Raw genomic sequence first — 14,916 nt, forward strand, 5'->3', positions numbered from 1 at the left:
TCGGGCGGCGAACCGCCCGAAGGTGTTCTTTAGATCTTACTGACCGCCGCCCAACTGGTGGACATAGGCAGATACGGCGCGAATCTGCGCCTCGGTCAGGCGGGTATCCCAGTTCGGCATGACACCAAAGCGGCTGTAAGTTACGGTTTCCGTCAGCATTTCTTCACTGCCACCGTAAAGCCAGATCGCGTCAGTCAGGTTCGGCGCACCCTGGAAGATATCGCCTGTGCCATCCTCGCCGTGGCAGGCCGCACAGTTGTCTTCGAAGACAACTTTACCTGCCTGCGCTGCCGCATCGTCGGTCTGGGCATTGCTCAGCGACATGACGTACTGGACCACCTGCGTGATTTCCTCATGTTCGAGGATTTCGCCAAATGCCGGCATCTCGGAATAGCGCGCATCGGCGCTTTCTTCGTTCCGGATACCGTAGCTGACGGTGTAAACGATATCGTCCAGCGTTCCGCCCCACAGCCAGGCATCATCCAACAGGTTCGGGAAACCCGGCGCACCCTGCGCACCCGAACCATGGCATTGTGCGCACCAGGTCCGGAACACCGCACCTCCCGAGTTCACGGCATATTGCTGCAGTTCTGCATCCTTGGCGATGTCTTCCAGCGAAGTTTCCACCAGCTTGGCGTTCCAGGGCGCGTTTGCCTCTTCGAAGGCAACCATGTCCTGCTGAACGTTTTCTCGGGTTGACCATCCCAGCACACCGGCTGTCGCGCCGTGGACCAAGGGCCAGGCCGGAAACATGATCGTATAGATCACGCCCCAGAAGATGGTGGCGTAGAAGGTCCATAGCCACCAGCGCGGCATAGGATTGTCGAATTCCTCAATCCCGTCCCAGCTGTGCCCGGTTGTATTTGGATCGCCCGGCTGTTTATCAGGTGTCTTGCTCATTGCCGCGCCTCCTTGGGTGTGGCGGGTTTGTCTTGATGCCGGAAGGGGATGTTGGCAGTGTCCTTGTATTCCTTGCTGGCACCGGGGCGGAAAACCCAGATCAAGATGCCAACGAAGAAGGCAAACAACACAAGCAGCATCCAGCTATCCGCGAACTGTCGAAGAAGTGTGTATTCTTCCATCCCACCCTCCTGTTAACGGCTTGCATCCGGGGTAAAGGTCGAGAAATCGACCAGCGTACCCAGCATTTGCAGATAGGCGATCAGCGCGTCGGCTTCGGTCAGTTCAGGCTGACCATCGAAGTTGCGTACGTTGACCTTGTCACCGTACCGCTCCAGCAGACCGTCGTAGTCACTGTCCGGGTCGGCCTGCGCGCTGAAATCGGCAACCGCGTTTTCCAGCATCTCGTCGGTATAAGGGGTGCCGACAACCGCATTGGTCGCCATGATGTCACCGATATACTTGCCGTCGATCTTGCGATGTTCGAGGAAGCCGTATTTGGGCATCACCGATTCAGGCACCACAGACTGAGGGTCGCGCAGGTGGTCCATCTGCCACTGATCCGAATAGCGGCCACCGACACGCGCCAGATCAGGTCCGGTACGCTTTGATCCCCACTGGAACGGGTGGTCATACATCGATTCAGCCGCCAGCGAGTAGTGGCCATAACGTTCGACCTCGTCCCGCATCGGGCGGATCATCTGGCTGTGGCAGACATAGCAACCTTCGCGGATGTAAATTTCACGCCCTGCCATTTCGAGAGGGGTGTAAGGGCGCATGCCCTCCACCTTCTCGATGGTGTTCTCAAGATAGAACAGCGGGGTGATCTGCACCAGGCCACCGATGGTCACGACCAGAAAGCTGAAGATCAGCAGGAGGGTCGCGTTGGTCTCGAGGATCTTATGTTTGTCGAGAATTGCCATTGCTCCGGCCCTCCCTCTATTCAGCAGGGACCGCGACGGTCAGGCTGGCCTCTTTGGCCGGCGCTTTCCGCACAGTCATCCACAGGTTGTAGCACATGATCACGGCGCCAGCGACGAACAGAACGCCACCCAGAGCACGCACCACATACATCGGGAACTTGGCGGCCACGGTGTCAGCGAACGAGTTCACCAGGAAGCCATTTGCATCCACTTCACGCCACATCAGGCCTTCCATGATACCGGTGACCCACATCGACGCGGCATAAAGCACGATGCCGATCGTGGCGAGCCAGAAGTGCCAGCTGACCATCTGCAGCGAGTACAGACGCTCGCGCTTCCAAAGCACGGGCACCAGGAAGTACAGCGCGCCAAAGGTAATCATGCCGTTCCAGCCCAGCGCGCCTGAATGCACGTGACCAATGGTCCAGTCGGTGTAGTGGCTGAGGCTGTTCACAGCACGGATCGACATCATCGGACCTTCAAAGGTGGACATGCCGTAGAAGCCGACCGAGATGACCATCATGCGGATCACCGGATCGGTGCGCAGCTTGTCCCAGGCACCCGACAGCGTCATCAGACCGTTGATCATACCGCCCCAGGACGGCATCCACAGGATCACCGAGAACACCATACCCAGCGTCGACGCCCAGTCAGGCAGCGCGGTATAGTGCAGGTGGTGTGGACCGGCCCAGATATACAGGAAGATCAGCGCCCAGAAGTGGATGATCGACAGCTTGTACGAAAACACCGGGCGTTCGGCCTGTTTCGGGATGAAATAGTACATCATGCCCAGGAAACCCGCGGTCAGGAAGAAGCCCACAGCGTTGTGGCCATACCACCACTGGATCATGGCATCCTGCACACCCGACCAGACGATGACCGATTTCGAACCCCAGATGCTGACCGGGATGGTCATGTTGTTGACCAGATGCAGCATGGCGACGGTGACGATAAAGGCCAGATAGAACCAGTTGGCCACATAGATGTGGGGTTCTTTCCGCTTGATGATCGTACCCAGGTAGACCGCCAGATAGGCGACCCAAACAATGGTCAGCCACAGATCGACATACCATTCAGGTTCGGCATATTCCTTGGACTGCGTTCCGCCCAGCACATAGCCGGTTGCGGCCAGAACGATGAACAGCTGATAGCCCCAGAACACGAACCACGCGAGGTTGCCGCCCCAAAGCCGCGCCGCGCTGGTACGCTGAACCACATAGAACGAGGTTGCGATCAATGCGTTACCGCCAAATGCAAAAATGACCGCCGAAGTGTGCAACGGACGCAGACGACCAAAATTCAAATAACCCTGCGCCCATTCGAAGTTCAGTGCCGGAAACGCCAGCTGAAACGCGATAAACGTCCCGGCGAGGAACCCGATCACGCCCCAAAAGGCAGTTGCGATCACGCCATAGCGGATCACGCCATCCATGTATTCGCCCGAGCGGTCGATCTGAATATCTGGCTCGTCAGTGTTTCGAAGCGTCCAGATGAACAGGCCACCGGCGATGAGCATCACCAGCAGCGCATGTACCTGATACGCCAAATCGCGTGCATAATTGGTTCCGATCGCTGCAAACAGCGCGATCAGACCAAGCACGATCAGCTTGATGTAATTCGACATATTGCGTCCCTTTGCCATGCTCCGCGCGCTTTTGATTCTTATGACGCGCGAAACCCATTTGACTGGCTGCCGTTCTGAAGCACGGCCACCTTCATTGCTTTGATCTGTATCAAGACAGTCCAGCGTTTTCTATGACACGCATGGTAGTAGAAAAGGGCTAACAGGTCACATGAGACCAATTGCCCGAAAAATGAGGTCAAAATGGCGTACAAATCTCTTCTCACAGTCATGACCGAAACGCAGACTGCACAGGCTGCTTTGGCGCAGATTGTGGCCCTGGCCGAGGCTCAGGATGCCCATGCCGAAGTCCTGTGTCTGGGCGTCGATCGCAGTCAGACAGGTTACTATTATGCGGGTGCCAATGCTTTGATCGTTCAGGAAACGCTGAACCGGGCCAATGCCGAGGCACAGGATTTGCTGGCCTTTGCCAATGACTATCTCGGCAAATCCGGCGTGCGTTGGTCCGCCGAACACGGCGTTGCACAAATTGCCGATATCGGGCGCCACGTCGCGCACCGGGCCCGGTTTTCCGACCTTGTGATCCTGCCACATCCGTATGGTGAAGGTCGGGGGGCCGAGGCCGAGCCCATTATCGAAGCGGCCATGTTCGAAGGACATTGCCCGGTTCTTGTGGTTCCCGACAGCAGTGCGCCGTTGAAAGCGCCGGGCAACATCATGATCGCCTGGAACGAAAGCGTCGAGGCCATGTGCGCCATCCGGCGGGCCCTGCCCTTCCTCAAACGGGCCGAGATCGTCCGTATTGTGGTTATTGACCCACCACAGCATGGGCCAGACCGGTCGGACCCGGGTGGGATGCTGTCCCAGATGCTGGCCCGTCATGGTGTCAAATGCGAGATCGATGTGCTCAGCAAGACCATGACCCGCGTCTCGGATATCCTTAATCGCCACGCGACGGATACCGAATCGGACATGATTGTGATGGGCGCTTATGGCCACTCCCGCTTTCGCGAAGCCATTCTGGGCGGGGCGACCCGGAACATGCTGGAACAATCCTCGGTTCCGGTGTTCTTGGCGCACTGACCTAAACAAGCAAAAAGCCGCCTCGACAGGCGGCTTTTTTCACCCCCGACGAATGAGGCCGATCAGGAACAAAAGGATCACGGCCCCAATTGTTGCGAAAAGGATCGACGACAACAGGCCCCCGCCAACAGAAAATCCTAGCGCCGGAAAGATCATGCCCGACAGGAACGCACCGACGATGCCGACGATAATGTTGCCGATCAGGCCGAACCCACGGCCCTCCATGATCTTTCCCGACAGCCATCCGGCGATTGCGCCAATGAACAGCATTGCCAACAGACTGCTGAACCCCATGCCACACTCCTATGTTAGTTCGTGAACCGACCGGATGGTCGCGGTAAGCGAGTTCTGCCGAGCGAAAGACCGGTCAGACCAGAAACCCGCCATCGGAATCGTCGCCTGCTTCTTCCATGAGCCGGCCAAGATCGGGGATGGTCACGTGACGTTTGCCTTCCAGCAAGATCAAACCGTCCTTTTTCAGAGCTGAGATCTGGCGGCTGACCGTCTCAAGCGTAAGTCCCAGATAATCCGCCATGGCCTCTCGGGTCAGGGGCAGATCGAACACGATCGGTCCCGACAGGCCCTTTTGACCAATCGACGCATCCCGGCGGGCAATGATCGATATCAGGCTGGCGATTTTTTCGCGCGCTGTCTTGCGACCCAGAACCAGCATCCATTCACGGGCAGCATCAAGCTCGTCCAACGTCATCTGTAGCAGGCGATGCGCGATGTGTGGCGTTTCGTCCATCAGCTCTTCAAATGGTTTCTTGCGGAAACAGCACATCACGACATCCGTTGTCGCCTGCACATCGTAAGGCGCAATGTCGCGCCCCGGGCGACCGACGAAATCGCTGGGCAAGAGAAGACCAACCATCTGGGTGCGCCCGTCTTCCATCGTTTGTGTCAGCGACGCGATTCCCGCGACGACTGAACCGACAAAATTCATCTGGTCGCCCGACCAGATGATGGTCTGACCCGCTTCGAAACTGCGGTAATACTTAATGGCATCAAGCGCTTCCAGCTCGCCAGCGTCACAGCGGGCGCAGACCGCGCGATGTCGTATCGGGCAGTCTGCGCAATTTGAATGATCGAACTGTGCTTTTATTGTCATCTGCGTTTCCACTTGATCTCCGTCAAAGCACCTAAGTCGCCTGCCCCCTAAGGGTATCGTCATGATAGTGAAACCACAATTGGCAAAGCTTGGACTTTTTGACGCGAAAGTACCGCGTTACACAAGCTATCCCACAGCGCCCCATTTCAACAATGACGTGGGGGCGGACATGTTTGGCGACTGGATTTCGGGAATCGAGCCCGGCAGCGCCATATCCCTTTATATCCACGTCCCGTTCTGCCGCAGGCTGTGCTGGTTCTGCGCCTGCAGGACGCAAGGCACACAAACCGACAATCCGGTGATTGCATATGTGGATGTTCTGAAAGCCGAGCTGGACCTGCTGGCGGCGCGCCTGCCCGCGGGCGTGGTGCTGTCGCGCCTGCACTGGGGCGGCGGTACGCCAACGTTGCTGAACGCCCAGCTGATGCGTGATCTGGCACGGCACATTCTGGGGATCGTCCCCATGGGGCCGGACGCCGAGTTTTCGGTTGAAATCGATCCGAACGAGATTGACGAGGCGCGTCTGGATGCGCTGGCAGAGGCAGGCATGAACCGCGCCTCGATCGGAGTGCAGGATTTCGACGATGAAATCCAGAAGACCATTGGCCGCATTCAAAGCTACGATACAACGCGCGACGCGATCGACATGATCCGCGCACGTGGCATTGCCAGCCTGAACGCGGATATCCTTTACGGGCTGCCACACCAGACGAAGGCCCGGATGACGGAAAGCGTGCAGAAGCTTTTGTCGCTCAGCCCGGACCGCGTGGCGCTTTATGGGTACGCCCATGTGCCGTGGATGGCCAAACGGCAGCAGCTGATCCCGTCGGACGCACTGCCAACGCCCGAACAACGGCTGGAACTGTTCGACACCGCCCGCCGCCTGTTCCTGTGGGACAACTACGCCGAGATCGGCATCGACCATTTTGCCACGCAGGATGACGGGCTGACCCAGGCCCTGCGCGCGGGTCGTCTGAAGCGGAACTTCCAGGGTTATACCGACGATCAGGCCGATGTGTTGATCGGTGTCGGGGCCAGCTCGATCTCGCGCTTTCCACAAGGCTATGCGCAGAATGCCCCGGCCACATCCGCCCATACAAAAGCCATCCGCAACGGGCAGTTTTCGACATCCCGCGGGCACCTGTTCAAAGGTCAGGATATTCTGCGCGCCCGTCTGATCGAAGCGCTGATGTGCGATTTCCGGATCGATTCGGCTGAAATCCTGCGCGATCACGATATCTCGGCCGCAGCGCTGAATGAGATGTATCGTGCCGCCAACGCCTCATTCGACGGGCTGCTGCAAATCAGCGAGGAAGGGCTGTTCATCCCCCCCGAGGCGAGGGCGCTGACCCGGATGGTTGCCCGCAGCTTCGACGCATACGACCTCAGCAAAGCCGGGCACAGCTCGGCGATCTGACCTTTTTTCGGGCAACATTCAGCCCGTTGAGTACAAAACACATCGGGGGCTTGACGCACGCCTGCGGTTTTTTCCACACTCAAGCTGTGGGGTGATGTTTCGCCCTGCGGCCTGAGGCGGGCAAATTACAGACAGTCCTAGCTGACGCGACTGCGTCGGACGGCCCTTTTCGTGCAGCCATTCTGCAACCTGAAAGAGGGACAACACTCATGCGCGTATTCACCGTCCTCGGGCCCAGCCAGTCGGGCAAATCTACCCTGGTCGAGGCCATCAGCCGCCTCGACGGGCGCCCGACCACATTCGATGTTTCCGGAACCGTGCACTTGCACGGTTTTTCTTACCTGGACGAGCCCTGGTGCGCGATCGACGTGGATGGGGGTGGCGATTCCCTCGCGTATGTCGGCCCAGCCATGGCGATCTCGGATGCTGCCGTTATCGTGGTACCGCCCGATCCAAATGCCGCCGTGCTGTGTGCGCCGTATCTTCGGCTGGTGGAAGAGGCAGGCATTCCCTGTTTTCTTTTCATCAACCGCATGGACAACCCCAATGGCCGCATCCGCGACATCATCGCGGCGCTGCAAACCTACTGCACGCACCACATCGCCCTGCGTCAGGTTCCGATCCGCGAGGGCGACACGATCATCGGCGCGGTCGATCTGATCTCGGAACGGGCGTGGAAGTATCAGGAGGGCCAGCCGTCGGCCCTGATAGAGCTGCCCAAATCTGTCGAGGATCGCGAGCAGGAAGCCCGGACCGAGTTGCTTGAGACACTTTCCGATTTCGATGACCACCTGCTGGAACAGTTGATTGAAGACAAACAGCCCCCAAGCGATGAGGTTTATGAGCTGGCCGCGCAGGTTTTGCAGAATCATCAGTTGATCCCAGCCTGTCTGGGCGCCGCAAGCCACGGCAACGGGCTGACGCGCCTGATGAAAGCGCTGCGTCATGAGGCCCCCGAGTTTGATATCGCCGCCGGACGAGACGAGGCCGCCGAAAACGCCCGTGCCATCGCGGGCTTTGCGGATGTCAAAAAGCATATCGGAAAGATCATCGTTCTGCGCGGCCTTGGGGACGGGGTAAAAGCCCATGAGGCGTTGGGCGGTGAAACGGTCGGCAACCTGACAACACTGGACGCCAAGACCCAGATCGCCGCGCTGGAGGCCGGGCAGATCGGACTGGCGGTCAAATCCGATCACCTCAACCCCGGATACATTTATGACAGTTCCTCCGCGACAGAGTTGCCGGAATGGGCGTCTTCTCATCCGGTTGCGCATCGTCAAGTCGTCTCGCCCGCGCATGAGCGGGACGATGTGCGCCTGTCAAACGCCCTGAGCCGTCTGGCCGAAATCGATCCGGGCCTGCATCTGCAACAGGATGAGATGAGCGGCCATTCGATTCTGGGCTCGCAAGGTCCGCAACATATGCGCCGCGTGACCGCCAAGCTGGCAGAGGATTTCGGGATCGAGATCGAGGCGGAACAGGTGGAAACCGCCTATCGCGAAACCATCCGCGCAACGGTTGAGCATCGCCATCGCCATCGCAAGCAATCCGGCGGCGCGGGGCAATTCGCGGATGTGGTAATATCGGTCGCGCCATTGCCGCGCGGATCGGGGTTCCAGTTCGATGAGGTGGTCAAGGGCGGCGCCGTTCCCAAGAACTACATCCCGTCTGTGGAACACGGAGCCAAGGACGCATTGGAACAAGGCCCCGAAGGCTTTCCCGTAGTTGATGTCAAAGTGACCCTGAGCGATGGCAAACACCACAATGTGGACAGTTCGGATTATGCCTTCCGGACCGCAGGCAAGAACGCCGTGCGCGAGGCATTGCCGCAAGCCAAACCTGTGGTCCTGCAACCGATCCTGAGCGCCGAGATACACTTACCCTCGGCCTTTGTGGGCGATCTCGTACCAACGATCAGCACCCTTCAGGGGCAGGTTCTGGGATTTGAGGGCAACCCGAATGCAACGGGCTGGGAGATATTCAACGCCCAGTTGCCCGCCGTTGCCGAGGACGAGCTGCACCGCACCCTTGCCAGTGCCACACGTGGAACTGGGTGGGTCAAGCTGAGCTTTGATCACTATGAAGAACTGCGCGGGCCTGTGCCCCAGTCATCGGCGCGAGAAAAAGCCAGCGCCTGACTCGCGACACCGGGCGGGCTGTTCTCAGCCCGCCGCTGCGATCAATTCGCGGGTATAGTCGGTCTGGGCGTTTTCGAACAAATCCTCTGCCGCGCCCATTTCGACCACATCGCCGTTTCGCATGACGATCACGTTGTGCGACATGGCACGGACCACTTTCAGGTCATGGCTGATGAACAGATAGGCCAGCCCGTATTTCTGTTGCAGATTGCGAAGCAGATCGACGATCTGAACCTGAACGGTCATATCCAGCGCACTGGTCGGCTCGTCCAGAACCAGCAGTTTGGGACGCAGAACCATCGCGCGCGCAATGGCGATGCGCTGACGCTGACCGCCAGAAAACTCGTGCGGGTATCGATCCATCGTCGCCGGATCAAGCCCCACTTCGGTCATCACCTCGGCCACAAGTTCGCGTGGCGCGCGGTCCGGGTCGACTTTGTGAATGGCCAGACCTTCCGCAATGATCTGCTGGCAGGTCATCCGCGGGCTGAGGCTGCCAAACGGGTCCTGAAACACGATCTGCATGTCCTTGCGCAACCGGCGCAGTTCCCGCGTGGACCATTTGCGCACGTCCTGATCGCGAAAGGTGATGCCACCCTCGGACGCGATCAGCCGCATCATGGCCAGCGCCAGCGTGGTCTTGCCTGACCCGCTTTCGCCAACAATCCCCAACGTCTCACCCGCGCGCACGCTAAGGGTCGCGTCGTTCACCGCTTTCACATATCCAACCGTTCGCTTCAGAAACCCGCGCTGGATCGGAAACCAGACCTTAAGGTGGTCGGTGCGTGCGACCTCTTCCGCATCTGAGGCAACGGGTTCAGGCCGACCCGACGGCTCCGCCGCCAGAAGTTTGCGGGTATAGGGGTGCTGCGGGTTTTCGAATATCTCGGCCGTCACGCCGGTTTCGACAATCTCGCCGTCTTTCATCACACAGACCCGGTCGGCGATGCGGCGCACGATGCCCAGATCATGGGTGATAAACAGCATCCCCATGTTTTCCGATTTCTGCAATTCAGCCAGCAGTTCGAGGATCTGCGCCTGAATGGTCACATCCAGAGCCGTTGTCGGCTCATCCGCGATCAGGATGTCCGGTTTGTTGGCAAGGGCCATTGCGATCATCACCCGTTGCCGCTGACCGCCCGACAACTGATGCGGATAGCTGTCCAGCCGGTCTTGAGGATCGCGGATACCGACCTTGGTCAGCAACTCGACAATCCTGTCCCTCGCCACATCGCCCGCCACACCCTGATGCAGGGCCAGCGATTCAGCCATCTGTTTCTGGATCGTGTGCAACGGGTTCAGCGAGGTCATCGGCTCCTGAAAGATAAAGCTGATGTCGTTGCCCCGCACATCCATCAGACGCTGTTCCGAGGCGCCAATCATCTCTTGCCCGTCATAGGTGACCGAGCCGTCGACCAACGCGCTGTCGCCCAGCAGGGAAACGGTCGATAACGCCGTCACGGATTTTCCTGATCCGGATTCGCCCACCAGCGCGACGGTTTCACCCCGGTCCACAGTGAAGGACACGCCTTTGACCGCCGCGTTGACCTGCCCATCCTGACGGAACGAGACCTTGAGGTTTTTCACATCCAGCAAGCTCATGAGAAGGTCTTTCTGGGATCAAACGCATCGCGAACGCCTTCGAAGATGAAGACCAGCAGCGACAGCATGATGGCAAAGGTGAAGAAGGCGGTGAAGGCCAGCCACGGGGCCTGAAGGTTCTGCTTGGCCTGCAAGGTCAGCTCTCCCAGCGAGGGGGCCGAGGACGGCAGACCAAAGCCCAGATAATCCAGCGAAGCCAGCCCGCCGATGGTTCCGGTGACGATAAACGGCATGAAGGTCAGCGTGGCCACCATCGCATTGGGCAGCATATGACGGAACATGATCGTCATGTTGCCAACACCCAGCGCCCGCGCGGCGCGCACATATTCAAGGTTCCGCGCCCGCAGGAACTCGGCGCGGACCACTCCGACCAGCCCGGTCCAACTGAACAGGATCATCAGCGCGACCAGCAACCAGAAACTTCGCCCCAGCACCGCAAACATGATGATGATGACGTAAAGCGACGGGGTTGCGGACCAGATTTCGATGATCCGCTGAAAGATCAGGTCCAGCCACCCACCAAAGAACCCTTGTATGGCCCCGGCGAAAATCCCGATCAGGCTTGCCGCGCCCGTCACAAGCAGCGTGAACAGGATCGACAAACGAAAGCCGTAAATCACGCGGGCCAGCACGTCGCGCTTGGTATCATCGGTACCCAGCAGATTCTGGCCGTTGGGCGGCAGGGGCGCCGCGCCGGGGCGGTCCACCGAGGTATTGAAGGAATAGGGGATCAACGGCCAGAGCGACCAGCCGCGTTCAAAACCCTCAGCCTGGAACGTTCCGGCGTCGATCTGTTCGATGATGCCTTCGGGATCATCGAAACAGTCTTCCAATCCACCGCTGTCGATCAGGCACTGAACTTCGGGGTCGCGATAGATCGCTTCGGTCTGGAAATCGCCGCCAAATTCGGTTTCGGCATAGAAGTTGAAGATCGGCGTAAAGTACTCTCCCCGGTATTTCACAAGGATGGGTTTGTCGTTGGCGATAAACTCGGCAAAGAGCGACAGGCCAAACAGGATCGAGAAGATGATCAGCGACCAGAAGGCCCGTCTGTTGCGGCGGAAGTTGCTCCAGCGGCGCTGGTTCAGCGGGGACAAAGCCATTTACCCCTCCCGCTTTTCGAAATCGATGCGCGGGTCGACCAGCACATACATCAGGTCGCTGATGATGCCGACGACCAGCCCCATCAGACCGAAGATGAACAGCGTGCCGAAGATCACCGGATAATCGCGCGCAACGGCAGCCTCGAACCCTAATCGGCCCAGACCATCCAGCGAAAAGATCGTCTCGATAATGATCGACCCCCCGAAGAACACACCGATGAACACGGCCGGGAACCCTGCGATCACGATAAGCATCGCGTTGCGGAAGACATGATTATAGAGCACCTTGCGCTCGCTCAACCCTTTGGCGCGGGCTGTCATGACGTACTGTTTCTTGATCTCGTCCAGAAACGAGTTCTTGGTCAGCAGGGTCAGCGTCGCAAAGGCCGAGATCGTCAACGCAATCGTCGGCAGCGCTATGTGCCAGAAATAATCCGTGATCTTGCCAAAGAAACTCAGGCTGTCCCAATTGTCCGACGTCAGGCCACGCAGCGGGAAGATTTGCCAATATGATCCGCCAGCGAAGAGCACCAGCAGCAGGATCGCAAACAAAAAGCCCGGAATGGCATAGGCCACAATAATCGCCCCGCTTGTCCAGGTATCGAATTGCGATCCATCCTTGACCGCCTTTCGAATACCCAGCGGGATCGAGACCAGATAGGCAATCAGGGTCGACCACAGCCCCAGCGAGATCGAGACCGGCATCTTTTCAAGCACCAGATCGATCACGCTGATCGAGCGGAAATAACTCTCGCCGAAATCAAACGTCAGATAGTTGCCCATCATGATCAGGAACCGTTCAAGCGGAGGCTTGTCGAAGCCGAATTCTTTTTCCAGCTCGGCAATAAACTCGGGCGGAAGGCCGCGTGCGCCGACATATTTGTCGTCGAAGACACCGCCCGCCGGTTCGGAACCCGCTCCGGCGTCGCCCCCCCCGGCAAACCCGGCGAATACGTCACCTTGACCTTCGATTTGCGCGATGATCTGTTCGACCGGCCCACCAGGTACGAACTGGACCAGCGTGAAGTTGACGATCATGATACCCAGAAGAGTCGGAATGATCAGCAATAAGCGTCTTAGAATATAGGCGCCCATGTTATCGCAGCGCGCCTTTCGCTTTCAACGCAGCCTGTTTTTCCGGATTGATCCACCACAAATCCAGATAACCCAGCGAATAGGGCGGCAGGTTTTCCGGGTATTCGTACATATCGTAATATGCTGTCCAGTATTCTGCGATGTACCCCACGGGGATTACGAAAAACTCGTACCGCAAGGCGCGATCCAAAGCCATTAACGCCGTGTCCTGATCGGCCTGATTGTCAGTTTCAAAGGACGCCTCGATGATCGCGTCGACCAAGGGGCTGGCCAGACCTGCCGGATTGAACAGGCTAAAAGCCGCTTCTTCCGATCCGTACATCTGGCTCAGACCGCCCCCGGTAGACAAAAACGACCCGTAGCGCGTGGAATAGACCATGTCATAATCCCGCTCGCGGCTGCGCAACGTGTATTGCGCCGGGTCAACTTTCTCGGTCGAGGCATCCACCCCGATGGATTGCAGGTTTTGGACATAGGTTTCGATCATCGTTGCGGTCGAGGTCGGCAGGTTTGAAGGATATGGAATATTCACCTTCAAAGTCTGCCCTTCGGTATTGCGGCGAATATTGCCTTCGCCGACGGACCAGCCTGCCTCGTCCAATAACCTGGCAGCTTTGCGCAGGTTTTGTCGGTCATTCAGGCGTGCAGGGTTTGATTCGTGCGCCACTACAGCGGGTTCCGTCAGGACATCTTCGGGAACGACGTCGCCCAACGCCTGCAGGAACGCCAGCTCAGCCCCTTCGGGCAGGCCTTGCGCCTCGATCGGGGTTCCTTGCGTGAAAGAATTCCGCGGCGTGTTCAGGCCGAACAACAATGACTCGTTCGTCCATTCGAAATTGAAGGCCAAGGCCAGGCCCTTGCGGACATTCTTGTCGGCGAATTGCGGTTTCCCAAGGTTGAAGACAAAGCCCGAAGGTGTCGGCGGGCTGCCATCTGCGATCTCATCCCGAATAACGGTGCCTTCATCCAGCTTCGGGAAATCATACCCGGTCGCCCAAAGCTTGGGATCACTTTCAATCCGAAATGTATATTCACCCGCCTTGAAACCTTCGAACGCTGCCGTCTGATCGGCGAAATACTCGACCCGAATTGTATCGAAGTTGTTGCGTCCGACATTGAAAGGCAGGTCCTTGCCCCAATAATCGTCCCGGCGTTTGTAAACGATGCGGCGATTGATGTCGTAGCTGTCGAGCTTGTAGGGGCCAGAGCCCACCGCCACTTCCAGCCGTGGTTCATCCAGGCGCCGTGTCTCATCTGCCTCAAACCATGCTTTTGAGAAAACAGGAGTTGAGCCGACGGTTTCGATCAGGCTGCGGCGAGTGACTTCGGGATTGAATGTAAATTTTACGGTATGGTCATCCAACGCCTCGGCTCCTGTCACCATACGGCCAACGGCCTGCGCGTAAGATGGCAGGCCCTGTTCGATGAACAAACGGTGGCTGTAGACAACATCTTCCGCCGTGACAGGCGTGCCATCCCAAAAAGTTGCTTCGGGGCGCAAATGGAAAATGACGTAATTGCGCCCTTCGTCATATTCCAGACTTTCCGCAACTACGCCGTAATACTGCCCGACACTGTCTTCGGCACTTTCAAACAGACGGTCATATTGCAATGTGGTCAGCGCACCGGCACGCCCCTTTCGCGAATAGGGGTTGAGGGAATCGAACGTTCCCGAAGCTGCCAGCGAAAGCTCGCCGCCTTTGGGGGCGTCGGGATTCACATAATTCAGATGCGCATAGTCCGCCGGGTAATCCAGATTTCCGAAATACGAATACCCGTGGCTGCGGGTGACCCCCTCATCCAGCGCCTGGGCTGTATGCGGAGCAATCAGCGCGGCACAGAGCCCCAAAATGCCAACCCATGGCCTTACCTCGAGATCACGTGCAGCAGGCATCAGGGATTTCATGTGGCTCATCCTCTCGGTCATTGTCACCGTCAATGTCGTAACCGCTAGCTAAAGTG

13 protein-coding genes are annotated in these 14,916 nt (G+C 58.1%); 3 read left to right on the plus strand and 10 right to left on the minus strand.

Features of this window, described 5'->3' with window-relative positions:
- Window positions 1–36 precede the first annotated feature (36 nt).
- Genes ccoP through ccoN form a run of 4 tightly spaced genes read right to left on the minus strand, consistent with a single transcriptional unit; the run spans window position 37 to window position 3,447 of the window.
- A complete protein-coding gene (gene ccoP / locus AC2FLU_RS12620; RefSeq protein WP_480474078.1) occupies window positions 37–900 on the minus strand; it encodes a cytochrome-c oxidase, cbb3-type subunit III in 864 nt (287 codons plus the stop codon).
- Window positions 897–1,082, minus strand: coding sequence for a cbb3-type cytochrome c oxidase subunit 3 (locus tag AC2FLU_RS12625; RefSeq protein ID WP_496808155.1), 186 nt, complete (start codon window positions 1,080–1,082; stop codon window positions 897–899). The genes ccoP and AC2FLU_RS12625 overlap by 4 nt, the downstream gene beginning before the upstream one ends.
- 12 nt (window positions 1,083–1,094) lie before the next feature.
- Complete coding sequence (gene ccoO, locus AC2FLU_RS12630) at window positions 1,095–1,823, minus strand: cytochrome-c oxidase, cbb3-type subunit II (protein ID WP_480474079.1); 729 nt, start codon at window positions 1,821–1,823, stop codon at window positions 1,095–1,097.
- Between the two features lie 16 nt (window positions 1,824–1,839).
- A complete protein-coding gene (gene ccoN / locus AC2FLU_RS12635; RefSeq protein ID WP_496808154.1) occupies window positions 1,840–3,447 on the minus strand; it encodes a cytochrome-c oxidase, cbb3-type subunit I in 1,608 nt (535 codons plus the stop codon).
- 201 nt (window positions 3,448–3,648) lie between these two features.
- Here ccoN and AC2FLU_RS12640 point away from each other — a divergent pair, with 201 nt between their 5' ends.
- Window positions 3,649–4,488, plus strand: coding sequence for a universal stress protein (locus tag AC2FLU_RS12640; protein WP_480520924.1), 840 nt, complete (start codon window positions 3,649–3,651; stop codon window positions 4,486–4,488).
- A gap of 39 nt (window positions 4,489–4,527) precedes the next feature.
- Here the strand turns inward: AC2FLU_RS12640 and AC2FLU_RS12645 are convergent, their stop codons facing one another.
- The gene (locus AC2FLU_RS12645) at window positions 4,528–4,782 is read right to left on the minus strand and encodes a GlsB/YeaQ/YmgE family stress response membrane protein (RefSeq protein ID WP_209507747.1); all 255 of its coding nucleotides are present in this window, start codon (window positions 4,780–4,782) and stop codon (window positions 4,528–4,530) included.
- A 73-nt stretch (window positions 4,783–4,855) separates the two neighbouring features.
- A complete protein-coding gene (gene fnrL / locus AC2FLU_RS12650; RefSeq protein ID WP_496808153.1) occupies window positions 4,856–5,599 on the minus strand; it encodes a transcriptional regulator FnrL in 744 nt (247 codons plus the stop codon).
- A 61-nt stretch (window positions 5,600–5,660) separates the two neighbouring features.
- Between fnrL and hemN the strand changes: the two genes are divergently transcribed.
- On the plus strand, window positions 5,661–7,016 hold the full coding sequence (gene hemN, locus AC2FLU_RS12655; RefSeq protein ID WP_496808152.1) for an oxygen-independent coproporphyrinogen III oxidase: 1,356 nt from the start codon (window positions 5,661–5,663) through the stop codon (window positions 7,014–7,016).
- 209 nt (window positions 7,017–7,225) lie between these two features.
- Complete coding sequence (locus AC2FLU_RS12660) at window positions 7,226–9,154, plus strand: elongation factor G (RefSeq protein ID WP_480474084.1); 1,929 nt, start codon at window positions 7,226–7,228, stop codon at window positions 9,152–9,154.
- A gap of 24 nt (window positions 9,155–9,178) precedes the next feature.
- Here the strand turns inward: AC2FLU_RS12660 and AC2FLU_RS12665 are convergent, their stop codons facing one another.
- Genes AC2FLU_RS12665 through AC2FLU_RS12680 form a run of 4 tightly spaced genes read right to left on the minus strand, consistent with a single transcriptional unit; the run spans window position 9,179 to window position 14,860 of the window.
- Window positions 9,179–10,756 (minus strand): ABC transporter ATP-binding protein, encoded by a 1,578-nt coding sequence (locus AC2FLU_RS12665; protein WP_480474085.1) that lies wholly within the window; start codon window positions 10,754–10,756, stop codon window positions 9,179–9,181.
- Window positions 10,753–11,859, minus strand: coding sequence for an ABC transporter permease (locus AC2FLU_RS12670; RefSeq protein WP_480520930.1), 1,107 nt, complete (start codon window positions 11,857–11,859; stop codon window positions 10,753–10,755). Before AC2FLU_RS12670 ends, AC2FLU_RS12665 begins: the two co-directional genes overlap by 4 nt.
- Entirely contained in the window at window positions 11,860–12,954 is a 1,095-nt protein-coding gene (locus AC2FLU_RS12675; RefSeq protein WP_480474087.1) for a microcin C ABC transporter permease YejB, read from the minus strand.
- A gap of 1 nt (window position 12,955) precedes the next feature.
- Window positions 12,956–14,860, minus strand: a complete 1,905-nt coding sequence (locus tag AC2FLU_RS12680) for an extracellular solute-binding protein (RefSeq protein WP_496808151.1) — start codon at window positions 14,858–14,860, stop codon at window positions 12,956–12,958.
- Between the last annotated feature and the right edge of the window lie 56 nt (window positions 14,861–14,916).

The organism is Ruegeria sp. SAZD013 (genome assembly GCF_059612525.1).

Excerpts from the sequence above, each read along its gene's own strand:
- ccoP (WP_480474078.1), bottom strand. The coding sequence starts at position 900 with ATGAGCAAGACACCTGATAAACAGCCGGGCGATCCAAATACAACCGGG.
- AC2FLU_RS12625 (WP_496808155.1), bottom strand. The coding sequence starts at position 1,082 with ATGGAAGAATACACACTTCTTCGACAGTTCGCGGATAGCTGGATGCTG.
- ccoO (WP_480474079.1), bottom strand. The coding sequence starts at position 1,823 with ATGGCAATTCTCGACAAACATAAGATCCTCGAGACCAACGCGACCCTC.
- ccoN (WP_496808154.1), bottom strand. The coding sequence starts at position 3,447 with ATGTCGAATTACATCAAGCTGATCGTGCTTGGTCTGATCGCGCTGTTT.
- AC2FLU_RS12640 (WP_480520924.1), top strand. The coding sequence starts at position 3,649 with ATGGCGTACAAATCTCTTCTCACAGTCATGACCGAAACGCAGACTGCA.
- AC2FLU_RS12645 (WP_209507747.1), bottom strand. The coding sequence starts at position 4,782 with ATGGGGTTCAGCAGTCTGTTGGCAATGCTGTTCATTGGCGCAATCGCC.
- fnrL (WP_496808153.1), bottom strand. The coding sequence starts at position 5,599 with ATGACAATAAAAGCACAGTTCGATCATTCAAATTGCGCAGACTGCCCG.
- hemN (WP_496808152.1), top strand. The coding sequence starts at position 5,661 with ATGATAGTGAAACCACAATTGGCAAAGCTTGGACTTTTTGACGCGAAA.
- AC2FLU_RS12660 (WP_480474084.1), top strand. The coding sequence starts at position 7,226 with ATGCGCGTATTCACCGTCCTCGGGCCCAGCCAGTCGGGCAAATCTACC.
- AC2FLU_RS12665 (WP_480474085.1), bottom strand. The coding sequence starts at position 10,756 with ATGAGCTTGCTGGATGTGAAAAACCTCAAGGTCTCGTTCCGTCAGGAT.
- AC2FLU_RS12670 (WP_480520930.1), bottom strand. The coding sequence starts at position 11,859 with ATGGCTTTGTCCCCGCTGAACCAGCGCCGCTGGAGCAACTTCCGCCGC.
- AC2FLU_RS12675 (WP_480474087.1), bottom strand. The coding sequence starts at position 12,954 with ATGGGCGCCTATATTCTAAGACGCTTATTGCTGATCATTCCGACTCTT.
- AC2FLU_RS12680 (WP_496808151.1), bottom strand. The coding sequence starts at position 14,860 with ATGAAATCCCTGATGCCTGCTGCACGTGATCTCGAGGTAAGGCCATGG.